Origin of the sequence: Streptomyces sp. NPDC101110 (assembly GCF_044759525.1) — a bacterium.
Lineage (GTDB): Bacteria > Actinomycetota > Actinomycetes > Streptomycetales > Streptomycetaceae > Streptomyces.
In genome coordinates this window covers 35932-58558 of the sequence record NZ_JBIVZM010000009.1, presented here as the reverse complement: position 1 = coordinate 58558, position 22627 = coordinate 35932, and the positions used below count along the sequence as shown (strand labels likewise).

At 72.6% G+C, this 22627-nt stretch carries 19 protein-coding genes and 2 pseudogenes; 15 read left to right on the top strand and 6 right to left on the bottom strand.

The genetic code is table 11. The features are described from left to right. Window positions 1-119: 119 nt before the first annotated feature. The 4 genes from ACIQU3_RS21695 (at window position 120) to ACIQU3_RS21680 (ending at window position 3678) form a co-directional block, all read left to right on the top strand. A complete protein-coding gene (locus ACIQU3_RS21695; protein WP_403927185.1) occupies window positions 120-668 on the top strand; it encodes a DUF5134 domain-containing protein in 549 nt (182 codons plus the stop codon). A gap of 217 nt (window positions 669-885) precedes the next feature. Then, window positions 886-1821: a M56 family metallopeptidase gene (locus ACIQU3_RS21690; protein ID WP_403927182.1), complete on the top strand. Its 936-nt coding sequence runs from the start codon at window positions 886-888 to the stop codon at window positions 1819-1821. Window positions 1822-1995: 174 nt separating this feature from the next. Next, the gene (locus tag ACIQU3_RS21685; RefSeq protein WP_403927180.1) at window positions 1996-2664 is read left to right on the top strand and encodes a phosphatase PAP2 family protein; all 669 of its coding nucleotides are present in this window, start codon (window positions 1996-1998) and stop codon (window positions 2662-2664) included. A gap of 327 nt (window positions 2665-2991) precedes the next feature. Further along, complete coding sequence (locus ACIQU3_RS21680; RefSeq protein WP_403736139.1) at window positions 2992-3678, top strand: TetR/AcrR family transcriptional regulator; 687 nt, start codon at window positions 2992-2994, stop codon at window positions 3676-3678. Here ACIQU3_RS21680 and ACIQU3_RS21675 read toward each other — a convergent pair. After that, on the bottom strand, window positions 3666-5168 hold the full coding sequence (locus ACIQU3_RS21675) for an LVIVD repeat-containing protein (RefSeq protein ID WP_403736142.1): 1503 nt from the start codon (window positions 5166-5168) through the stop codon (window positions 3666-3668). The genes ACIQU3_RS21680 and ACIQU3_RS21675 overlap by 13 nt on opposite strands. 190 nt (window positions 5169-5358) lie before the next feature. Between ACIQU3_RS21675 and ACIQU3_RS21670 the strand changes: the two genes are divergently transcribed. Next, window positions 5359-6012 carry a DUF305 domain-containing protein gene (locus ACIQU3_RS21670; RefSeq protein ID WP_403736297.1) on the top strand — a complete coding sequence of 218 codons (654 nt, stop codon included), beginning with the start codon at window positions 5359-5361 and terminating at the stop codon, window positions 6010-6012. Window positions 6013-6156: 144 nt separating this feature from the next. On the opposite strand, the gene ACIQU3_RS21665 is transcribed toward ACIQU3_RS21670, so the two are convergent. Then, window positions 6157-6939, bottom strand: a complete 783-nt coding sequence (locus tag ACIQU3_RS21665; protein ID WP_403927178.1) for a phosphotransferase enzyme family protein — start codon at window positions 6937-6939, stop codon at window positions 6157-6159. Window positions 6940-7245: 306 nt separating this feature from the next. On the opposite strand from ACIQU3_RS21665, the gene ACIQU3_RS21660 reads away from it, so the two are divergent. Then, window positions 7246-7617 carry a VOC family protein gene (locus ACIQU3_RS21660; protein ID WP_403927175.1) on the top strand — a complete coding sequence of 124 codons (372 nt, stop codon included), beginning with the start codon at window positions 7246-7248 and terminating at the stop codon, window positions 7615-7617. A gap of 37 nt (window positions 7618-7654) precedes the next feature. Here ACIQU3_RS21660 and ACIQU3_RS21655 read toward each other — a convergent pair whose 3' ends face one another. Then, window positions 7655-8107, bottom strand: coding sequence for a DUF6214 family protein (locus ACIQU3_RS21655; protein ID WP_403927172.1), 453 nt, complete (start codon window positions 8105-8107; stop codon window positions 7655-7657). A gap of 209 nt (window positions 8108-8316) precedes the next feature. On the opposite strand from ACIQU3_RS21655, the gene ACIQU3_RS21650 reads away from it, so the two are divergent. Continuing rightward, complete coding sequence (locus ACIQU3_RS21650) at window positions 8317-9660, top strand: FAD-dependent oxidoreductase (protein WP_403736154.1); 1344 nt, start codon at window positions 8317-8319, stop codon at window positions 9658-9660. A 380-nt stretch (window positions 9661-10040) separates the two neighbouring features. Then, window positions 10041-10662 (top strand): annotated as a pseudogene (locus ACIQU3_RS21645) (tRNA-dihydrouridine synthase); the annotation flags it as partial. A 162-nt stretch (window positions 10663-10824) separates the two neighbouring features. On the opposite strand, the pseudogene ACIQU3_RS21640 reads toward ACIQU3_RS21645, so the two are convergent. Continuing rightward, window positions 10825-11799, bottom strand: a pseudogene (locus tag ACIQU3_RS21640) (alpha/beta hydrolase family esterase); the annotation flags it as partial. A gap of 329 nt (window positions 11800-12128) precedes the next feature. Between ACIQU3_RS21640 and ACIQU3_RS21635 the strand changes: the two are divergent. Then, window positions 12129-12917 (top strand): pectate lyase, encoded by a 789-nt coding sequence (locus ACIQU3_RS21635; protein WP_403736162.1) that lies wholly within the window; start codon window positions 12129-12131, stop codon window positions 12915-12917. 77 nt (window positions 12918-12994) lie between these two features. Here the strand turns inward: ACIQU3_RS21635 and ACIQU3_RS21630 are convergent, their stop codons facing one another. Beyond that, window positions 12995-13753, bottom strand: a complete 759-nt coding sequence (locus ACIQU3_RS21630; RefSeq protein ID WP_403736165.1) for a PaaX family transcriptional regulator C-terminal domain-containing protein — start codon at window positions 13751-13753, stop codon at window positions 12995-12997. Window positions 13754-13828: 75 nt separating this feature from the next. Here ACIQU3_RS21630 and ACIQU3_RS21625 point away from each other — a divergent pair, with 75 nt between their 5' ends. After that, window positions 13829-15508: an acyl-CoA dehydrogenase family protein gene (locus ACIQU3_RS21625; RefSeq protein WP_403927169.1), complete on the top strand. Its 1680-nt coding sequence runs from the start codon at window positions 13829-13831 to the stop codon at window positions 15506-15508. A gap of 156 nt (window positions 15509-15664) precedes the next feature. Next, the gene (locus tag ACIQU3_RS21620) at window positions 15665-17701 is read left to right on the top strand and encodes a HEAT repeat domain-containing protein (protein ID WP_403736171.1); all 2037 of its coding nucleotides are present in this window, start codon (window positions 15665-15667) and stop codon (window positions 17699-17701) included. Window positions 17702-17704: 3 nt separating this feature from the next. On the opposite strand, the gene ACIQU3_RS21615 is transcribed toward ACIQU3_RS21620, so the two are convergent. Further along, on the bottom strand, window positions 17705-18286 hold the full coding sequence (locus ACIQU3_RS21615; protein WP_403736174.1) for a hypothetical protein: 582 nt from the start codon (window positions 18284-18286) through the stop codon (window positions 17705-17707). A gap of 211 nt (window positions 18287-18497) precedes the next feature. Between ACIQU3_RS21615 and ACIQU3_RS21610 the strand changes: the two genes are divergently transcribed. From ACIQU3_RS21610 to ACIQU3_RS21595, 4 genes are all read left to right on the top strand, one after another. Continuing rightward, on the top strand, window positions 18498-19655 hold the full coding sequence (locus ACIQU3_RS21610) for a WD40/YVTN/BNR-like repeat-containing protein (protein WP_403927166.1): 1158 nt from the start codon (window positions 18498-18500) through the stop codon (window positions 19653-19655). A gap of 107 nt (window positions 19656-19762) precedes the next feature. Continuing rightward, window positions 19763-20440 (top strand): uracil-DNA glycosylase, encoded by a 678-nt coding sequence (locus ACIQU3_RS21605; RefSeq protein ID WP_351644401.1) that lies wholly within the window; start codon window positions 19763-19765, stop codon window positions 20438-20440. Then, the gene (locus ACIQU3_RS21600; protein WP_403736184.1) at window positions 20437-21423 is read left to right on the top strand and encodes an N-acetylglucosamine kinase; all 987 of its coding nucleotides are present in this window, start codon (window positions 20437-20439) and stop codon (window positions 21421-21423) included. The genes ACIQU3_RS21605 and ACIQU3_RS21600 overlap by 4 nt, the downstream gene beginning before the upstream one ends. Before the next feature lie 107 nt (window positions 21424-21530). After that, complete coding sequence (locus ACIQU3_RS21595) at window positions 21531-22454, top strand: sirohydrochlorin chelatase (protein ID WP_403736187.1); 924 nt, start codon at window positions 21531-21533, stop codon at window positions 22452-22454. Window positions 22455-22627: the final 173 nt, after the last annotated feature.

Below are 22627 nucleotides of genomic sequence, written 5' to 3'. Positions count from 1 at the left end.
TAAAGCATTTGGCTTCATCTGCGTGCTCCGCCGAATGCTCCCCGTGTACATCCTTGCGCTCGCGTGCGCGCCGCACGGCCCGGGCATCGATCGACCGACTTACGAACGGGGAGGTGCGCGTGCACGGACCGGCTTCGTCCGGCTGGCTGCTGGTGGCGCTCTGCGCGGTGACCGGCACCTACTGCCTGGCGCGCATGCGCGGCGGCACCGAGGGGCAGCGCAGCGCCGCGGGCGGTGAGGCGCTGATGGGTTTCGGGATGGCCGCGATGGCCGTACCTACGACGGTTTTCACACCGCCCGCATGGGCGTGGCCGGTCTACGCCGCGGTGTTCGGGGCGGCCGGCGTCCACGCGCTGTGGGCGGCGCGGGCCGGCTCGCACCACCTCCACCACCTGGTGGGCACCGCGGCGATGGTCTACATGTCGCTCGTCATGGCCGGCTCCCCCACCCACGGGCACGGCCGGGGCGGATCGGGGGTGCCGCTGCTGACCGGGGCGCTGCTGCTCTACTTCGCCGGATACGTGCTCCTGGCCGGAGTCCGTCTGGTGCCGGTCGCCGCCGTGGCCGGGGGAGGCGGTGCCGCGGGGTGGGGCGACCGGCCGGAACTGGCTCGGGCCTGCCGGCTGTCCATGGGGATCGCGATGGTGGCGATGCTGCTGACGCTGTGAGCCGGACCCGGCGGGGCGGCACCCCGGCGGTCTGTGAGCCGACGGCGGGGGCGGCGCCCCGCCAGTGTGTGAACCGGACCGGCGGGCGGCACCCCGGCGGACTCCCGGGCCCGGCAACCGCGTCCGCCTGGTCGGTGCCCCAACGGCTCCGTTGCCTGCGTCACTTTGACGCCACAAGTCGTACCCCCGGGTGGGGCCGCGCTCATAGGCTGCCCCCATGATGCTCCCCGCCGCGCTGTTGCTGCTCGGCGCCCTGACCGCCGTGGTCGCCCCCCGGTTGCTCGCCCGGGCGGACTGGCCGGACCGTGAGCCGGTGGTGGCGCTGTGGGTGTGGCAGTGCGTGGTGGCGGCCGTACTCGTGTGCTGCGCGCTGTCGATGACGCTCAGTGCGGCCGCGGCCTGGCACGCGGTCGGCGGGCACCTCTTCGCCACGGCCCCGCACGCGGTCGTCGAGGCCTACGCCCTCGGCACGGCGGGCCCTTGGGCGGCCACCACCGCGGTCGCACTGGCCGGGGGCGGGCTGTGGAGCGCCGCGATGCTGGTGCGCGAGATCGGCCGGGCCCGCGCCCGGCGCCGTCGGCGGCGCGCCGATCTGCTGGTCCGGGCTCCGCTGCTGCCCGGTGAGGTGGCCGTCTCCGGCCGGCTGGTCGTCCTGGAGAGCGAGCAGCCCGATGCCTGGTGGCAGCCTGGCACTCCCCCGCAACTGGTCGTCAGCACGGCCGCGTTGCGGCGGCTGAAGGGCCGACAGCTGGACGCCGTGCTCGCCCACGAGCAGGGCCATGCCCGGGCCCGGCACGACTGGCTGCTGAACTGCTCCTCGGCCCTGGCGGGCGGCTTTCCGCAGGTGCCGGTGTTCGCCGCGTTCCGTGACGAGATGCACCGCCTGGTCGAACTCGCCGCCGACGACACGGCCTCGCGCCGCTTCGGCCGTCTCACCACAGCCCTGGCCCTGGTCGAACTGAACGAGCACCGCGGCGTGTTCGGCCCCTGCCCGACCCCGCAGGCCCATGTCCCGGCGCGGGTGAACCGGTTGCTCACTCCCCCGGACCGGCTGACCGCCGCCCGGCGCCTGCGGCTGACGGCGGCGGCCGCGCTGGTGCCCGTGGTACCGGTGTTGCTGGCGTTCGTGCCGGGGTTGCGGGCGCTGGGGTAGCGAGGGCCGTGGCGCCGGTGTTGTCGGCGTTCGTGCCGGGGTTGCGGGCGCTGGGGTAGCGAGGGCCGCACGAGGGCCTCCGTGCGAACGATGGTGGCCGAAGGATGCCATCCCTGCGACGCAAGATCGTCCGAGTACTGGATCCGGACCCCCCGGTTCGGCGAGGATCGCTGTATGCACACCTCGTCCGTCGACTCCCCGCCCCGTCCGGAACACCGCACCACGGCCGGTCTCGCCGGCGTCCTGGCCCTGTGCTCGGCGCTGCTGCTGGTCCTCGTGGCGGCCAGATGGAATCCGTTGATCGGCGCGGACGGCGACATCTCCGGCACCACCCATCGCTGGGCGGTCGACGAACCGGTCCTCACGCAGGCGTGCCGCATCCTCACGGACTGGGTGTGGGATCCCTGGTCGATGCGTGTGCTGTGCGCGGCCGTCGTCGTGTGGCTGGTGGTGCGGTGGGCGGCGCGCTGGACGGCGGTGTGGCTGGCGCTGGCCGTCGCCCTGGGGACCCTGCTGCAGCAGGGCGTCAAGGCCGCGGTGGACCGTCCGCGCCCGGTCTGGCCCGACCCCGTCGACTCGGCCCACTACTCGGCGTTCCCGTCGGGCCACGCCATGACCGCCACGGTGGTCTGCGGCCTGCTGCTCTGGCTGCTGCACCGGCACGGCGTCGGCCGGGTCGTATGGCGCACCGCCGTGGCCGTGGCCGTCGTGTCCGTAGTGGGGGTGGGGCTGACGCGGATCTGGCTCGGTGTCCACTGGCCGTCGGACGTGGTGGGCGGCTGGCTGCTCGGCGCGACGGTGGTGACCCTCGCGGTGTGGGTGCACCGGCGCTGGCAGCCCTGAGCCGGCTGACGCCGGGTCGACTGCGGCGATGCGGGCTCGAGACGGCCGGCCCGGAGCCGGCTGACGCCGGGTCGACTGCGGCGATGCGGGTGCTCGAGACGGCCGGCCCGGAGCCGGGAGCCGAGGCGTACGCGCCGCTCCCCTGTGGGCCGCCCGCCCGCCGGGGAAAGTAGCCCCAGGCCACCACCGGGTCGGACTGTCCGCCCGCCTCGGACGATCCCCCGCGTCGCCCGAGGCAGACGGCATCACCGGCCGGGACCTGACAGGTCTTGGCCGGGACCCTCTGAGTATAGTTGGCTGGCAGCCAGTCAACACAGGAGTTGCCGCATGTCTCCGCGTAGCGCCTCGGTGAACGAAGAGTTGCGGCGGCGTTCGCGGGAGCGGCTCCTGCAAGCGGCGGTCGAGTTGGTGAGCGAGCGCGGTTTCGACGCGACGACGCTCGGCGACATCGCCGACCGGGCGGGTTCGGCCCGCGGCCTGGTGTCGTACTACTTTCCCGGCAAGCGCCAGCTGGTGCAGTCCGCCGTGCACCGGCTGATGCACCGGACGCTGGAGGAGGCGCTGGAGCGCGAGCCGCGCACCGAGGACGGCCGGGAACGGATGGCCCGGGCCATCGACGCGATCCTGGGCCTGGCGAGGGACCGGCCCGTGCTGATGCGTCAGCACATGGCGGGGATCCTCCAGGCCGAGGGGTTCATGCAGTGCCCGGAGCAGCGGCGGCTGGCCGAGCTGCTGCGGGACACCGTGGCCCGGCACGGGTCGCCGGACGTCGACAGCGACTACCCGATGATGCGCGCCCTGCTGATGGGTGCCGTGTACGCGGCCCTGGTGCCGGGGGTGCCGATGCCGGTGCCGCTGTTGCGGGCCGAGCTGTTCAAGCGCTACCGGCTCGACCGGGAGCTCGGCCTCCCGCCGGAGGCCGGGGCCTGCGGCGGGAGGGGCGACGAGGATCTGTCGCGCTTCTTCGCGACCGGAGCCGCACCGGAGTGCGACCCGCAGGGTCAGTCGAAGTAGTCCGGCTGCGTCTGGACGTTGAGCTCACGCACGTGGACCCGGCGGGCCGGGTCGGTGCGCCGGTCGTCGATCTTCAGGACGTCGAAGCCCCGGGCGTACTCGTTGGAGTAGATGTAGCCGTTGTAGTAGTACGCCGACCATGAGCCGCCCGACTTGATCGCGTCGGTGGTCAGCGGGCCGCGGTCGAAGTAGGCGATCTCCTTGGGCTCGTCCGAGTCGGTGAACTCCCAGACGGACACGCCGCCCTGGTACCAGGCCTGGACCATGATGTCCCTGCCCTCGACCGGGACGAGTGAGCCGTTGTGGGCAACGCAGTTCTCGGTGTCGGCCTGGTGGCGGGGGATCTTGAAGTAGCTGCGGAAGACGAGCTTGCGCCTGTCACCCTTGCCGGTGATGTCGTAGATGCCGTCGGCACCACGGTCCGGGCCGATCTCCGCGTTGCAGGTGGCCGCGCCACCGCCGCCCAGCTCATCGGTGAAGACGACCTTGTTCGCCCTCTGGTTGAAGGTCGCCGAGTGCCAGAACGCGAAGTTCACGTTGTCCTGCACGCGGTCGATGACCTTCGGGCGTTCCGGATCCTTGATGGAGAACAGGATGCCGTCACCCATGCAGGCGCCCGCGGCCAGGTCCCTCGAGGGCAGCACGGTGATGTCGTGGCAGCCGGTGGTCTTGCTCACGCCCGGGTTGGTGGGCCCGCCCGGGTTGCCGCCGCCGTCCGGCCCCTCACCGGGGAACAGCACGGGGAAGCCGACGACCTTCGCCTTCTCGGGGGCGTTGCGCGGCACCTTGATGACCGAGATGCCGTCGTGCGGCGGCTGGCAGTCGGGGTAGGCGGCGTTCGGCGAGTACGAGGAGACGTACACGTAGACGTTGCGGCGCTCGGGCACCAGTGTGTGGGTGTGCGAGCCGCAGGCAGTCTCGACGGCGGCGACGTACCTCGGGTTGCGCTTGTCGCTGATGTCGAAGACCTTCATGCCCTCCCAGGAGGACTTCTCGGTCGCCGGCTGGGTGGTGCTGGAGCAACTGCTGTCGCTGCGCGAGGAGTCGGTGGACAGGAACAGCAGGTTGCCGGAGACGGAGATGTCGTTCTGCGAGCCGGGGCACAGCACCTGGGTGACGGTCTCGGGCGCCTTGGGGTTGCTGATGTCGAAGATGCGGAAGCCGTCGTAGTTGCCCGCGAACGCGTACCTGCCCTGGAAGGCGAGGTCCGAGTTCGTGCCCTGAAGGACGTCCTTGGGGACGTGGGCCAGGTGCTTGATGTTGTCGGAGTGGACGATCTCGTCCTGGCCCGGTATGTCGCCGTTCTCGATGGCCTCCCGGACCTCGGCCTGGGCGCTCTTGGAGACCTTCTTCGGCGCGGGCGGCGCGTCTCCCGGGTCGGGGGTGGCCCCTGCGGGTGCCGCTGTGAGGAGCGCGGCCAGCAGCCCACCGGCGGCAGCGGCGACTCCGAGGCGTCTGCGGCGTGTTCTGCGGTCGTTCAACAGGATCACTGTTTTCCTCCCTGGTTCCGTTCGCTGCGGAACGGTTCACGCACCACGCAGTATCGTCTTCGCCATGCTCATACCAACAGGGGGCAACGGAATCGCAATGAAGTTTTCCGATCAATGACCCGCGGAAGCGTGCCAGTACGTCGTCCGCAACACGAGGTGCTTCCCAACCCGCTTGTCACTGGAGGTCGTTGTGCTGTTCCGCCGTGCGTCCCGGGTGTCCGCCGTCACGACGGGGCTGGTCGCGCTGGCCGTGCTCGCGGCCGGGGGCTGTGACTCCGGTCCGGACCGGAAGCCGGCCGCGGCGGACGGGCCCGCGGTGATCGCACCGGGTGAGCCCGGCGAGGCGAACCGCACCCTGTCGGCCGAGGAGGCCACCGGCCGGCGTTCGGAGAACGACTCCCCGAACTCGGCCGACGTCTCCTACGTCCGCATGATGATCGCGCACCACGCCCAGGCCCTGGTGATGACCGAACTGGTCCCGAAACGGGCCGAGTCGAAGGACGTCAAGCGGATCGCCCAGCGCATCGCCGCCGGACAGAAGCCGGAGATCGAGGCGATGAAGGGCTGGCTGAAGTCGTACGGCAAACCGCTGAAGGCCGAACGGCACGAGCACGCCACGATGCCCGGCATGGCGACGAATGCCCAGCTGAAGAAGCTCCGCACCGCCGACGGGCAGGCCTTCGACCACCTCTTCCTGTCCCTGATGACGACCCATCACCAGGGCGCGATCACCATGGCCACGGAGGTGAAGGGACAGGGCAACAACGTCCGCGTCGAGGAGATGGCCGACGAGGTGATCGCCCAGCAGACGAGCGAGATCACCCGGATGCGGAACATGCTCTGAGCTTGTTCCGCATGGCCCGAGTCGGTTTCGTTCGATCTCGTCCCCGCGAGCGGTCAGGTGGCCGCATGGCCGGTGAATGCCTCGGTGAGTGATCCGGTTCGAGATGCCCTTCGACGCCGGGATCCGGACACGGGCACGGATGCCTCAGCCGGCGAGCAGAGCCTGCATCCACTGGTCTTCGCGTTGCTCGATGTGTTCGGCGTCGTTTCGCCAGGCGTCTCCGTGGCCTTCAGCCCACAGCCTTGCCCAGGGCTGGGCTCCTCGGGCTGCCTCGTCGCGCAGGAAGTCGTGCATGGAACGCGTACGGCGCCCCAGCACGGGGACCAACCCACGACGCTTGGACTCGGCGAGACCGTAGGCGTCGGCGAAGACTCGCAGCCGGTCCGCCGCGTCCGGGCTCTGCCAGTCCGGATGGGCGGACAGCGGGATGAACCCGTGAACGGCGTATGCGACATCCCACAGGCGCGAGCTGGGACCTGCGGTGTCCCAGTCGATGAAGGCCCACCGCGCCTCATCTGCGACCACGAGGTTCCAGGGGGCCAGGTCGTTGTGGGCGATGATGTCACTGCCCTCAGCGGGGATCAGCGTCTGCCACTGCGCATCGGACGGCGGCGTGAAGTCTTGCACGGCGTCGTGCAAATCCCGGATCAGGCGCGCAACACGGGCCAGTTGCCGAGCGGGTTCCATCAGAGAGAACCGGTCGGGCCAGACCACGTCTCCCGGCATATAGGTCAGGACCTCACGCCCCTGATCGTCCATGCCGAGTGGGCGAGGCGCCGCGCCGAATCCCACCTCATGCAGGTGGGCAAGCAGGGCATGCACAGCGGGAGTCCACGGCCCGGCCGGACGGCGAACGGTGTCCCCGACACGAACGACACCCTCACTGACGTTGCCGCCGGACAAAGGCTCCTCAGCATCGTGCCGCATCGAACCAGTGTGCCGGATCGACCCGCCATGATCACCCCATTCAGGGGGAGCGTCAGAGTCGGGGTGGCTTTCACGGTGTCCGCAGGCGCAGACTTCGCCGGCGTCAAGTCCCTCCTGACACGGGGGCAGACGGAGGGTTGGTGGCATTTCGAGGTCGGCTGCGGTACCGGCGATAGTGGGGTGCCTGACTCCTGTGAAAGCCTGCCGCCCTTGGACTCGGGCCTCGGAGAACGAACCGGGTCTCATCAACCTGGTCGCGCCAGCGGTCATGTGGCCCGCCCGTAGGCCGGTGACACAGTGGGGCGGGTGATCGGACGTCTGTACACCGTTGTCATCGACTGCCCCGACCCGGGGCGGCTCGCCGGCTTCTACGAGGCGCTGCTGTCGCTCTCACGGCAGGAGGACTCCAGTGACTTCGTCGTGCTCCAGAACGCCGAGGGCACACCGGTCGTCGCCTTCCAGCGAGTGGACGACTTCCGCGCACCTCGGTGGGCGGAACCCGCGCGCCCTCAGCAGATGCACATCGACGTGGTGGTCGCGGTCCTCGACGTGGCCGAGGAGCAGGTGCTCGCGCTCGGCGCGACGCTGCTCGACGGTTCGGACAAGCCGATCGGTTACCGGGTGTACGAGGACCCCGTCGGCCACCCCTTCTGCCTGATCACCCCCGAAGGAGCCTGACCTCGGCGCCGCACGGCGAACAGGCGGTGGTGTCGGTTCAGCGTCTGGCGCGGCGCGGTGTCAGCAGGCCCGCGTCGCGGGCCTGGCCGATCAGCCTGAGGGTCGCGCGCCGGCTGTGCCCGGTCGCGCTCATCACGGCGAGGACCGGGTCGGCGCCGTCCCGCTGGGCCGCCCGGTACTCCCGAGCGACCAGCCACCGCCCCTCCGGCCCGCGCGGCCACGCGGGCCTGGCGCGGCGCCCCGGGCCCGCGCCCTCCTCGGGCCCGGCACCGCACGCCCCGGCCACCGCTTCCTCGATCCAGTCGGCGAGCACGCCCAGGTCGTCGAGGGAGAGCGCGGGCTGAGCGCGCACCTCCTCGACACGGACGTATCCGCCGCCCACGACCGCCAGCGCGTCGAGCCTGGCGCCGTCCGGGAAGACCAGCCGGTACTCGAACCACCGCGTGGAGCCCTCGCTCTCCCGCACTTCCCACGCGGGGCGCACGGACACAGAACCGTCCACCGGAGAGCGATCAGAGAGATTCAGAAAGGATGCATCCAGCACACACTGAACGTAACCGCATGATCACATTCCCTATAGATAGGACACGCGTCACGGGCGGAGCACGGCACCCTGTCAGCGGAGCCCGGCCGGTGCGATGCTGGAGACGTCAGCGCTCTCCCGTGATCCTCCGGATCCCCCGGGTTAGGAGTTCCGCCGTGCTGCGAGTCGCCGTCGTAGGCTCCGGGCCGAGCGGGTGCTACACCGCCCAGAGCCTCGTGCAGCTCGACCCGGACGTGCGCGTCGACGTCCTGGACCGCCTGCCGTGCCCGTACGGCCTCGTCCGCTACGGTGTGGCACCCGACCACGAGAAGATCAAGTCGCTGCAGAACAACCTCCGCGCCATCCTCGAGCACGACCGGGTCCGCTTCCTCGGCGGCGTGCAGGTCGGCCCCGGCGAGGTCACCGTCGCGCGGGTGCGGGAGCTCTACCACGCGGTGGTGTACTGCGTGGGCGCAGCCACCGACCGGCATCTCGGCATCCCCGGCGAGGACCTGCCGGGGAGCTGGTCGGCGACGCGCTTCGTGTCCTGGTACAGCGCCCATCCGGACGCCGTGGACACCGGATTCCTGCGCGACGCCCGGTCGGCCGTCGTCATCGGCGTGGGCAACGTCGCCGTGGACGTCACACGGATGCTGGCCCGCGGCCTGGCCGAGCTCACCCCGACCGACATGCCACAGGCGGCCCTGACCACCCTGGCGGACAGCAAGGTGACCGAGATCCACATGGTGGGCCGGCGCGGCCCGTCCCAGGCCCGCTTCACCACCAAGGAGCTGCGCGAACTGGGCACCCTGCCGGAGACCGACGTCGTCGTGGACCCGGACGAGCTGGCCCTGGACCCGGGGTACACCGATCCGTCAGCGCTGCCCGCGCCACAGCGCCGCAATGTGGAGGTGCTGCGCGGCTGGGCGGAGACTCCGCCGACGGGCGCCCCGCGCCGTATCCGCCTGAGGTTCTTCCTCCGCCCGGCCGAACTGCTCCCCGACCGGGGCCGCGTGGGGGCCGCGCGATTCGAGCGCACGGCCCCGGACGGCCGGGGCGGTGTGACCGGCACGGGTCGCTTCGAGGTCCTCGAGGGACAGTTGGTCCTGCGCTCGGTCGGCTACCGTGGGGTCCCCCTGGAGGGCCTGCCGTTCGACCCGGCCACCGGCACCGTCCCGAATCTGTCCGGCCGCGTCCTGCGCGAGGGCGTCGTCGCCCCCGGCGAATACGTGGCGGGCTGGATCAAGCGCGGCCCCACCGGCGTCATCGGCACGAACCGACCCTGCGCGAAGGAGACGGCGACGTCACTCCTTGCGGATGCACCGGTGCTGACCCGGCGGGCAGTGGCCGACGACCCCCTTGCGGCCCTGCGCGCGGCGGGAGCCGACCCGGTCGCCTGGCAGGGCTGGCAGTCGATCGAGCGGGCGGAGGCGGAACTGGGCGCCTCGCTGGGCCGCGGAGTGGTCAAACTCCCGGACTGGGCTTCCCTCTTGGCGGCCGCGCGCACCGAGATCCCCTAGGTCGTGTCCGGGCGATCACGTTCGCAGCCGTATGGAGAGGGCTGCTGCTGTGACGGTGCCCAGGAAGACGTAGCCGCGTCTGTCGTAGCGAGTGGCGACCGCCCGGCACTGCTTCGAACGATTGGCTGCCCGCTCGACGATGCCGTGCTTCTTGTACCGCTCTTCGTCGAAACCGGGTGGCCGTCCGCCGCGAGATCCTTCGCGTAAGCGGGCAGCCTGGCTATCAGTCCTCTCCGGGATCGTGCGCCCGATGCCCCGACGACGCAAGTACTCGCGGCCGGGGCCGCTGTTGTACGCGTTGTCCACCGCGAGGCTGTCAGGCTTCTTCCGCGGCCTGCCCGGCCCGATCCGGGGGACAGTCATCTGTCGGACCGGCCGGCGACCAGATCAAGGAGATCGTCGGGCAGTTCGCGGCCGCGGCCCGCCGCGCGCTCGCCGCCGGCTTCGAGATCGCCGAGATCCACGGGGCCCACGGCTACCTGATCAACGAGTTCCTCTCCCCGCACTCCAAGCCACCGCACCGACGCCTATGGCGGCTCGTACGGGAACCGCACGCGCTTCGCCCTCGAAGTCGTCGACGCCGTACGGGAGGTCTGGCCGGACGACAAGCCCCTGTTCTTCAGCATCTCGGCGACCGAATGGCTCGAGGACGGCAGCTGGAGCGCGGACGACACGGTCCGCTTCGCCGCCGACCTGCGCGCCCACGGCATCGACCTGCTGGACGTCTCCACCGGCGGCAACGCCTCCGGTGTCCGCATCCCCACCGGCCCCGGCTACCAGGTGCCCTTCGCCGCCCGGGTGAAGAAGGAGGCGGCCCTGCCGGTGGCCGCGGTCGGGCTCATCACCGACGTGGAGCAGGCCGAGAAGATCCTCGCCAACGGCGAGGCCGACGCGGTCCTGCTGGGCCGCGAGTTGCTGTGCAGCCCTTCGTGGGCGCGGCACGCGGCGCGCGAACTCGGCGGCGAGGTGCGGGTGCCGGACCAGTACCACCGGTCGGTCTGAACCGGCCGTCCGGTGCGGCACCCGGAGAGTGGGGTCAACCGGCCCCGCACACGACGACCACCGGCCCGGTCCGGCCTCGCCCCGATCCGGCATTCGGCCAGTTGCGTCAACCGGTCGCGCACGCCGTTCCGTTGAGCGTGAACACGGCCGGGGGCGGAGTTAGGTGAGCACCCGGGGCGCCATGCCCTGGGCGTACAGATTGTGGCCGACGCCCTGGAGGCTGACGGCTTCCACGGCGGCCCGTCCACCCGTGCCGCCGTAGCGGGTGCGGGTCCAGCCGGACTGGGGCGCGTCGGACACTGCCGGCGTCTGGCTCACGCCTTGGACGTTCGTCCACTGCTTGATCTGCTCCCCGAAGTTGGGGTAACGCAGGACGTCGTCCTGGGTGCCGTGCCAGATCTGCATCCGGGGGCGGGGCCCGGTGTAGCCGGGGTACGCGCCCCGCACCGGGTCGCCCCACTCCTTGGGGGTGCGGGTGACCGTGCCGCCCGAGCAGGCGCTGTTCCACTCGGAGCCGTCGGTCGTGGCGAAGCAGCCGAACGGGACGCCCGAGAAGGCTGCGCCCGCCGCGAACACGTCCGGGTAGTCCCCGAGCAGGACGTTCGTCATCATCGCGCCGGAGGAGATGCCGGTGGCGAAGATCCGGCCCGGGTCGGCGCCGTAGGTGCGGGTGGTCCAGTCGATCATCGACTTGATGCCGACCGGGTCGCTGCCGCCGCCGCGGCGCAGGGCCTGGGGCGAGGAGACGTCAAAACACTTGCTGCTGCGGGTGACGGACGGGTAGAGCACGATGAATCCGTACCGGTCGGCGAGCGTGTCGTACTCGGTGCCGTTGTACATGTCCGGGCCCGAGCCGGTGCACCAGTGCACGGCCACCACGAGCGCCGGCTTCGCGGTCACGCTCTCCGGTACGTACAGGTACATGCGCAGGTTGCTGGGGTTCGCGCCGAAGTTCGTGACCTCGGCGAGAGCCGCGGCGGGCACCGCGCCCTCACGACCGGAGGCACGGGCGGGCTCGCCGGCGGCGGCGGGTGCGGTGAGCGCGGTGGCCGCGAGCAAGGGCAGCAGCGCGGCGACCAGCGCGAGGAGAAGCGGCCGCAGGGGTCTCCTCGGCACGGGGTGGGGGGTGGCAGGCACGTTCGGGTTCCTTCCGTCGAGGGAGGCGTCCGAACGGGCATGGTGGCATGGGCACGACTTCCATGGAAGCGCTCCCACAACGCCACCCCCGCAACCAGGGCCGACCGGATCCGTTCTGCGCGAGGCGTTGACTAGAAAGCGCTTGCCCTCTACGTTCCGTTCAGCAACATGACCCGTTGAAGCGAACGGACCGCGTTCTGCGCCAACAGATGGACATGATGAAGAACATCGTTCATATATGTGCCCATCCATGTTTATCGAGCCCCCCACGGAATCCACGATCACGGAAGGCCCTGACCCCGCCACCCCCACCAAGAAGGAATCGGGACATGACTTCTGCGACACGCCGGCGCGCCCGCGGGCGCGCGATGACCGGCACCCTGGCCGCACTCGGCCTCTCGGTTGGCATGATCATGACTCTCCATGCGCACCCTGCGAGCGCCGCGACCTGGCCGACCCCCAACGGCAGCCAGGGAACCTCCTCCACCATCTCCGTGTCCGGCACCAAGGACTACGGGATGAAGCGGTACTACGGCACCGGAAGCCTCGCCGGTGACGGCCAGGAGGAGGGCCAGGACCCGATCTTCAAGCTCGCCGACGGCGCGGTACTGAAGAACGTCATCCTCGGCGCGCCCGCGGCCGACGGCGTCCACTGCGAGGGCAGCTGCACGCTGCAGAACGTCTGGTGGGAGGACGTCGGCGAGGACGCCGCCACCTTCCGAGGCGGCAACGGCGCCACCTACCAAGTGATCGGCGGCGGCGCGAAGAAGGCGGCGGACAAGGTCTTCCAGCACAACGGCGGCGGCACGCTGACCATCTCGAACTTCGCGGTGCAGGAGTTCAAGACGCTGTACCGCTCCTGCGGTGACTGCTCCACGCAGTACACCCGCAAGGTCAACCTCAACACCATCGACGTGACCGGCACCGGCTCCACCGCGCGGCTCGTCGGCATCAACGTCAACCGCAACGACGTGGCGACGCTGCGGAACATCACGATCCGCAACGACTCCGCCCGCAAGGTCGTCCCCTGCCAGAAGTACAACAACAACACCGCCGTCGGGTCCGGACCCGACAGCAAGAACTGCCTCTACTCCACCTCGGACATCACCTACCGGTAGTTCCGGGCAGACAGTCCCCCCACGGTGAGGGCGGCCGTGCGGAGCGTCCTGGCGGGCGCCACGCACGGCCGCCCGCGTCATGTGCCGCGCACGCGTGCACGTACCGCCCCGATCAGCTCGCGCTGGTAATCGGCGTAGGCGGCGCGCAGTTCGGTGCCGGGCCAGTCGGCGGGCAGGAGACCGGGCGGCAGCACGGGGTCGGCGAGCAGATGCCGTACGACGGCGGCGAAGGTGGCCAGGCGGTCGGCCGGGCGGGGCGAACCGGCGATGTGCGCGAGCAGGGCCCGGGCGGTGACGGACCAGGCGTCCAACGGCCACAGATCCGCGGCCAGTTCGCGCGGGGGCCGGTCGGGGCGGGCCGCGTAGCGCTGGACGGCCCGGTCCAGGTCGCCGTCGAGGACCCGGGTGAGGTTGGCGGGCCGGAGCCAGACGCCCTCGCGGAGTTCGGCGAGCCGCAGGGCGGTCAGGCGCGTACGCAGGTCGGCCCGTTCGGCGGGGCCGCGTCCGGTCGCGGTGATCACGACCATCTCCCAGTCGCCGTCCCACGCGCGCGTGCGCGGACGCACGGCGTCGTCCTGGCGGCGCTGACGCTCCAGCAGCCGGTCGCTGAGACGGTAGCCCCCGTCCGTGCGCCGCAGGTCCCCGGCGGCCACCATCCGGCTGAGCGCCGCCCGGAGCGTGGAGCCGCCGACGCCGAAGCCCTCCACGAGCCGCAACAGCTCCCTGACCGGCAGTTCAGGCGGGTGCGTACCCAGAAGCAGGCTCAGTACGACCGACCGCGCGGACAGCGGGCGCAGGTCGAGCGCGCCGGACCGCGCCGGGACGTTCATCGGCATGGTCACGTACTGTACGCGGCGGATTTCCGTGTTGCAGGATTGCTGCGGCTGTAGACAGAGTGCAACACTCGACGCATGGTCTCGACACTGGACGAACCGCGGGGGCACGACGGACCCGCCACGCACGACGTCACCAATCAGGCCCCGCCCCTCGCCCCGTACGACGCCTGCGACGACACGGCCCTGCTGGAGGGACTGCGGCGGGAGGGCGCCGGGTTGGCCGAGGAGGACCTGCGGCGGCTCGGCAGGCAGGCCGGCAGCGCCCAGGTACAGGAGTGGGCCGACCTGGCCAACCGGCACGAGCCGGAGCTGCGCACCCACGACCGGTACGGCAACCGCGTCGACGAGGTCGATTTCCACCCCAGCTGGCACCACCTGATGCGCACGGCGATCGGGGAGGGACTGGCCGCGTCGCCCTGGGCGGACGACCGGCCCGGGGCGCATGTCGTCAGGACGGCCGGCGGACTGGTGTGGGGCCACACGGAGGCCGGGCACGGCTGCCCCACGTCGATGACCTACGCGGCCGTCCCCGCGCTGCGCAGGCAGCCGGAGCTGGCGAAGCTGTACGAGCCGCTGCTGACGAGCCGGGAGTACGACCCCGTCCTGCGGGAGCCCACCGAGAAGCGCGGGCTGCTGGCGGGTATGGGGATGACCGAGAAGCAGGGCGGCTCCGACGTCCGGACGAACACCACGGCGGCCACGCCCACGGCCGAGCCCGGGGTGTACACCCTGCGCGGGCACAAGTGGTTCACGTCGGCGCCGATGTGCGACGTGTTCCTCGTCCTGGCGCAGGCCCCGGGCGGGCTGTCGTGCTTCCTGGTGCCGCGCGTGCTGCCCGACGGGACGCGCAACACCTTCCGCATCCAGCGGCTGAAGGACAAGCTGGGCAACCGGTCCAACGCCTCCTCCGAGCCCGAGTTCGACGGGACGGTGGCCTGGCTGGTCGGCGACGAGGGCCAGGGCGTGAAGACCATCATCGAGATGGTCAACTGCACACGGCTGGACTGCGTGATGATGTCGGCCGCGCTGATGCGCAAGTCCCTCGTCGAGGCCGGGCACCACGCGCGCCACCGCAGCGCGTTCGGCGCACGGCTCGTGGACCAGCCGCTGATGCGCAACGTCCTCGCCGATCTCGCGCTGGAGTCCGAGGCCGCCACGACGCTCACCCTGCGGTTGGCGGGGGCGGCCGACCGGGCGATCCGCGGGGACGACGTGGACGGGTCCGAGGCCGCGTTCCGCCGGATCGCCACCGCCGTCGGCAAGTACTGGGTGACCAAGCGCGGCCCCGCCTTCACCGCGGAAGCATTGGAGTGCCTCGGCGGCAACGGCTACGTCGAGGACTCGGGCATGCCCCGGCACTACCGCGAGGCCCCGCTGCTGTCGATCTGGGAGGGCTCCGGGAACGTCAACGCCCTCGATGTGCTGCGGGCGCTGAGCCGCGAACCGGGCACCGCGGAGGCCCTGTTCGGCGAGCTCGCCCTCGCCCGGGGGGCGGACGTCCGCCTGGACTCGGCCGTGACGCGGCTCAAAGCGGGCCTGTCGGAGGCGACACCGGTGACGGCACGCCGTCTCGTGGAGCAGATGGCGCTGACCCTCCAGGCCTCCCTCCTCGTCCGGCACGCCCCGGCGGCCGTCGCCGACGCGTTCTGCGCGACGCGGCTCGGGGGCGACTGGGGGCACGCGTTCGGGACGCTGCCGCACACGGCGGACCTGGACACGATCGTCGAGCGGGCGCTGCCGGGCGGCGCGGACTGAGACGGCGGGGTCCTGGCCGGCCCGCGCGGGCGGGCCGGCTCGAACTCAAGCCATCGTGCGTACAGTTCGCGCACAGTCATCGCCCGGCTCCGCTTCGTTGTCAGTGGTGTGGTGCAGACTCCCCGTCAGTTGGCATTTCGCCTGGGGGAGGACAACGTGTTCAGGGGGATCGACGAGGTCGACTGGGCCTCGCTGCGCCACGCGAACGGCAGCGCGGAGGACGTGCCCGGATTACTGCGGAAACTGGCCTCCGCCGACCCCGCCGAGCGGCAGACCGCGCTCGACGGGATGTACGGCGCCGTGCACCACCGGGGCGACGTCTACGACTCGACGCTCGCCTGTGTTCCGTTTCTCCTGGCGCTCGCCGGCGACCAGGAGGTGCGGGACCGGGCGGAGGTGGTGGAGCTCCTCGTCAGCATCGGCGACATCGCCGGGGCCCGTGGTGGTCTCGGGGTGGCGGTGCGGGACGCCCTGTGCGCCCGTGCCGACGTCTTCGTCCGTCTCGCGGGTGACCCGGACGCCGCGGTGCGCCGGGCCGCTCCGGGCGCGCTGGTGCGGTACGTGGACCGGCCGGCGCGGGTGCTCGCCCTGCTGCGGGAGCGGATCACCGTGGAGCGGGACGATCGCGTCCTGCTCGCCCTCACGGAGAGCCTGGGCCTGTTCGCCGAGCGCTGCCGTCCGGCCGAGGAGGCCCACGCGGCCGACGCGGTGCGGCTGCTGGCCGGGCTGAGCGGGCCCCCTCACGACCCCGGGCTCCGGCTCGCCGCGCTCGGCCAGCTCGCGGGGTGCGCCCCGGACGCGCTCCCCGCCGATCTCGTACCGACCGCCGTCCGGCTGCTCAGGGACAGATCACGGCAGCGGGCCCGGTCGCGGCGCCCGTACGACGGCCCCGGTCCGGACACGCTCGCCGGCCGGCTGCGGCGGTTGCGCCCCTCGGACGAGGAGGGCTCCCGGCTGCTGCGGACCCTGCATTCCGGGCTCGACGGCCGGGTGGCCGACCGGGTCGCTCTGCTCTGCGGGCAGTTGACCAGCCCGGATCCCCTCGACCGGTGCAACGGCGTGTGGATGTCGGCCGCGCTGTTCCGTGTGTGGCGCACCGGTCACACGGAGCCGGTCCCTCTCATCGGCAGCCAACTGGGGGCGCAGGAAGGCTGGTTGCACGACGCGGCGGTCGCGGTCCTGCTGGAGCTCTCCGAGCTGGCCGCGCCCGCCGCCGACCGGCTCCACGCGTTGGTCACCCGCCGTCCCGAGCTTCGGATCCGGCACGGCGAGCGGGGTGCCCCGGCCCTGGGCGGCCCGCTCAAGGCACTGGCCGGGGCCGGGGACGCGCGGGCCACGCCGGTGCTGGCCGAGGTGCTGGCCGGTCCGGTCGTACCGCACGACCTGGGGCTGGCCGTACCCCACCTGGGCCACGCGGCCGTGCCGCTCGCACCCGCGCTGCGGCGACGGCTCGCCCGCCTGCCGCTCGACGCGCCCGACACCCCCGCACAGGCCGTTCCCCTGCTGTCGGCACTGGCCGCGCTGGACGACGTCGCGTCCCTACCGGCTGTGGTGCGTCTGCTGCGCGGCATGCCGGACGGGCTGCGGCGGCGTGCCGCCGTCACGGACGCGGCGGTCCGTGCGCTCGGCGCGTTCGGCGGCGCCGCGCACGAGGCGGTGCCGGACCTCCACGCACTGCTCGGGACCGACTGCGCGGTCGCGGCGGCGGATGCGCTGTGGTCGGTCACCGGCGACGCGGAAGCCGTACTTCCGGTGCTGATGCGGGAGTTGACGGACTCGGGAAGCGGTCGGCGGCACCGTGCGGCGGCCGTACTGGGGCGGCTGGGCCCGGCGGCTCGCCCCGCCCTGTCCGGGCTGCGCGCGTTGGCCGAGCGAGGGGACGCGCGGGCGCGGACCACGGCGGCCTGCGCGGTGTGGCAGGCCATGGGAGACCCGGAGCGGTTCCTCCCGGTCCTCCGCTCGGCGTGGACGGAGCACCCGTACACCCGCGCGACCATCGCGGAGTGCGTGTCGGCACTGGGACCGGCGGGAGCGCCCCTGCACGACGTGCTCCGAGCGGAGCTCGCCTCCCCGCGGCGGCACCGTCCCGGCTCCGGCGGCTCCGGCATACGCGAGGACCTGGCACTGCTGCGGGTGTGCCGGGAGGCGGTGGCCGGACCGGGGGCCGGGGAGGCCGGCGAGGATCACCGTTAGGACTCACCCCGCCGTGCGGCCCCACATCGGACCGAACCGGGACCACTCCACGGCCCACCGGTCGATGCGGCGGCGCTCCAGGCGGCCGCGCAGGGCCCGCCCGGCGAGCAGGGGCACGGCCGCCGCGCACACGCCTGCCACGCCACCGGTCAGTGCGGCCCGTACGCGGGCCTGGGACTCGGTGACGGGCCGGGTGACCTGGCGGCCCTCGGGATCCGTCCACACGGTGACCGGTGCGCCGGCGGCGCTGCCCGCCGGGACCCGCAGCTGGCCGGAGTGCTCGGAGCCGTCCGCGGCGGTCCACCGTGCCGTCGCCCACACCTGCTCGGCGCGGGCACGGGCGTTCTCGGGGGCCGCCCCGGGGGCGCGCTCGGCGAGCCGTGCCACGAGCGGGCGCCACTCGACGCGTTCCCGGGCCAGTCCGTCCTCGACGGACCGGGCTGCGCTCGTGCCGGCGAGCAGCCCGAGGAGCACGGTGAGCGTCCACACTCCCAGCACCACCCAGGCCTCCACCCGGTCGGCGCGGCGCTTGAGCGGATTGCGCCGCCAGCGCCACAGCCACACCCTCGGACCACGTAACGCCATCGCAGGCCTCCTCATCACGAGCCGACGACCATCCCGCCGCTCTCCCCATACGGACCGCGGGGCCTGGATGCTCACTGCACCTACCCGATGTGACGATCTCCGCGGCCACCGGCCCCCGCGAGGGGTCTGCCGGGGCGGCCCGCGGCACCCGGCGCCCTCGCCGCCGACACCCCGCTGACCTGCGCCGCAGCCGTTCCGGAGGTGACTGTCAGTGGTCGGGTGCAGACTGGCCGGTGTCCGGGACGAGGGCGTCGACGACGACGCCGCGGAGGTGATCGGCATGACCGAGGTACTGCTCGCCGTGGGGACACGCAAAGGCCTGTTCATCGGGCGGCGGCGAGGTGGTGACGCCTGGGAGTTCGACGAGAGCCCCTACTTCAACGCACAGGCCGTGTACTCGGTCGCCGTCGACACCCGGTCCGGGACCCCGCGGCTGCTGGTCGGCGGCGACAGCGCGCACTGGGGCCCGTCCGTGTTCCACTCCGACGACCTCGGCCGGACCTGGACCGAACCGGCCCGTCCTGCGGTCAAGTTCCCCAAGGACACGGGGGCGTCCCTGGAGCGGGTGTGGCAGCTGCATCCGGCCGCCGCCGAACCGGACGTGGTGTACGCGGGCACCGAACCGGCCGCGCTGTACCGCTCGGAGGACCGCGGGGAGACGTTCGAGCTGGTCCGGCCCCTGTGGGAGCATCCCACGCGGTCGAAGTGGGTGCCGGGCGGCGGCGGTGAGGGCCTGCACACCGTGCTCACCGACGCGCGCGACCCGAAGGCGGTGACGGTCGCCGTCTCGACCGCCGGCGTGTTCCGCACCCTGGACGGCGGAGCGAGCTGGGCGCCTTCCAACTCGGGTGTCTCCGCGGTGTTCCTGCCCGATCCGAACCCGGAGTTCGGCCAGTGCGTGCACAAGGTCACACGGGACGCGGTCACCCCCGACCGGCTGTATCTGCAGAACCACTGGGGGGTGTACCGCAGCGACGACGCGGGCGCGCACTGGACGGACATCGGCGAGGGCCTGCCGTCCACGTTCGGCTTCGCCGCGACGGCACATCCGCACCGCGGCGACACGGCGTACGTGTTCCCGATCAACGCCGACGCCGACCGGGTCCCGGCCGACCACCGGTGCCGGGTCTACCGGACGGCGGACGCGGGCAAGAGCTGGGAGCCGCTCTCGGCGGGACTGCCCCAGGAGGACCACTACGGCACGGTGCTGCGGGACGCGATGTGCACGGACGACGCCGACCCGGCGGGCATCTACTTCGGCAACCGCAACGGCGAGGTGTTCGCGTCGGCCGACGACGGTGACAGCTGGCGACAACTCGCCTCCCATCTGCCGGACGTCCTGTGCGTCCGGGCGGCGCTGGTCGGCTGAGGCGGGCCGGGGCGCGAGCGAGGCGGGGGTGAGGCGGGGTCGGGGGTGCTCACAGGCGTTGGCCACCGGTTGATCGCCGCTGTCCGTACGGCAGTAGGGTGACGCCCGTGGCACCACGACCCTTGCATGAAATCGTCGAAGCGGGCTGGGCGAAGGCCCTGGAACCGGTGGCCGAACGCGTCGCCGCGATGGGGGACTTCCTCCGCGCGGAGATCGCCGCGGGACGCACCTACCTCCCGGCCGGCCCGAACGTGCTGCGGGCTTTCCAGCAGCCCTTCGACGACGTCCGCGTCCTGATCGTAGGTCAGGACCCCTACCCCACCCCGGGGCACGCGGTGGGGCTGTCGTTCTCGGTGGCGCCGGAGGTGCGGCCGCTGCCCGGCAGCCTCATCAACATCTACCGCGAGCTGAACGCCGACCTCGGGCTGCCCCAGCCGTCCAACGGCGACCTCACCCCGTGGACCCGGCAGGGCGTGCTGCTGCTCAACAGGGCGCTGACCACGGCCCCGCGCAAGCCCGCCGCCCACCGGGGCAAGGGCTGGGAGGAGGTCACGGAGCAGGCGATCCGCGCCCTGGCGGGGCGCGGCAAGCCGCTGGTGTCCATCCTGTGGGGCCGTGACGCCCGCAATCTGCGTCCGCTCCTCGGCGACCTGCCCTCCGTCGAATCCGCGCACCCCTCCCCCATGTCGGCCGACCGGGGCTTCTTTGGCTCCCGTCCGTTCAGCCGGGCCAACGACCTGCTGATCCGCCAGGGCGGCCAACCGGTGGACTGGCGCCTGCCGTGACCGGCGCGTCGGAGCACTCCGGGTTTCTCGCCGTGGACTCCGGCGGCTCCGGCCTGCGGGCCGTGATCGGGACGACCGAGCGCGGCCCGCTGGCCCGGCGGGCTTCCGGTGAGCCGGTGCGCACGGGCGAGCGGGGCGTCGACCCCGAGGACTTCATGGCGCGACTCGTACCGCTGGTCGGCGCGTTGACCGCCGAGGCGGGAGCGGTGCCGCTGACCACCGTCGTCATCGGCGCGGCCGGACTGGCCTCCCTGGGTGAGGGGCTGCGCGCCGAACTGCCGGCGGCCCTGGCCCGGGAGTGGGGCGTGCGCAGGGTCGCCCTGGCCGCCGACGCCGTGACCGCATACGTGGGGGCGCTCGGACCGCGCCGGGGTGCCGTGCTCGCCGGCGGTACGGGGCTGATCGCGGTGGGCACCGACCTGACCGGCTGGCGGCGTGCGGACGGCTGGGGGCATCTGCTCGGCGACTGCGGGGGCGGTGCCTGGATCGGGAGGGCCGGTCTCGAGGCCGCGCTGCGCGCCCACGACGGGCGCGAGGGTGGCTCGGCCCGGCTGCTGGCCTGCGCGGAAGAGGAGTTCGGGCCCGTCGCGGGGCTGCCCGGCGCGCTGTACCCCCGCCCCGACCGGCCCGCCGTCCTGGCCTCCTTCGCACCCCGAGTGGCCGCCTGCGCGGACGGGGACCCCGTCGCCGCGGGCATCCTGCGCGCCGCCGCCCGGCACATGGCGGACTCCGCGGCGGCCGTGTGCCCCTCCGGTGGTGAACCGCGGGTCGCCGTCACCGGTGGCCTGTTCAAGCTGGGCGACCCGCTGCTCGGGCCCCTGGACGAGGAGGTGGCCCGGCGGCTCCCGCAGGCGCGGCGGGTACCGGCCGAGGGCGATCCGCTGCACGGTTCCGTGCGTATCGCGGCCGAACTGAGCGCCGGTTCCCTCACCCTGCCGGTGGACGGCAGGATGTTGTCAGTGACCACCCGTTCGGGTGATTGACAACACGCCCCTTCCGTACGTAACTCATCAGACAAAACGGGACGGATACCGCTCACCTGCACCCTCCCCGAACAGGGGAACCCCAGAAGCCAGTAACATGCGGCGCCATGAGTTCCCCCACTGGGCCCGCGGATGGCCTGCCTGTACGAATGCCGCGCCCCCGCCAGCCCGGACGGCACCGCCGTCCCGAGCCGCTGGTCGCTCCCGAGGGCGCGCCCGCGCTCGTCCTCGCCGTGCCGGGGACGCCCAGTAGCACCACGCGCAGCCTCGCCGAGGAGGTTGTGAGCATCGCCCGCTCCGAGCTGCCCGGCCTCGACGCCCGCATCGGGTACCTCGACGGAGACAACGCGGAGTTCCCCTCGCTGCAGGCCGTGCTGGTGCGTGCCGCCGAGGAGCGCACGGCCCGTTTCGAGCAGGCCCGTGCCGCCGGCATGGACGTGAAGACGCCCGACGGGCCCGTCGCCGTCGTCGTGCCGCTGCTCGCCGGGCCGGACGGCTCGCTGCTGCGCCAGGTCCGCCAGGCCCTCATGGAGAGCCGGGTCGCCGCCGAGCTGACCGACGTCCTCGGCCCGCATCCGTTGCTCGCCGAGGCGCTGCACGTGCGGCTGTCCGAGGCGGGTCTGGCCCGTGCGGACCGTGCCCGCCTGTTCACCGTGGCGACCGCCGCGGACGGCATCATCCTCGCTTCGGTGGGCGGTGACGAGGCCGTGCAGGCGGCGGGCATCACCGGCATGCTCCTCGCCGCGCGCCTCGCCGTTCCGGTGATGGCGGCGGCCCTGGACCAGGAGGGCTCCATCGCGTCCGTCGCCGAGCAGCTGCGCTCCTCGGGTTCCCAGCAGCTGGCGCTCGCGCCGTATCTGATCGGACCGGAGATCGAGCAGGGTCTGGTCGAGGAGGCCGCGAAGGAGGCCGGCTGCTCCGCCGCCGAGTCGCTCGGCCCGTACCCGGCGATCGGCAAGCTCGCCCTGGCCAAGTACACGACGGCGCTGGGCATCGCGCCGCAGCAGGCGCAGAGCACGCCCGTGCGCTGACGCGGGACGCTGCCGCAGCACACCATGAAGGCCCGCTCCGGTTGTGAGCGGGCCTTCGTCCGTCGGGCCTTCGTCCGTCGTGCCCTGTCGGGACGGGACGCCCGGCCGGCCGCCGGGACGGTCGCAAAGGCGGGACGGGTCGCGGGGCCGGGGCGGGCCCCGGCCGCCGGAGT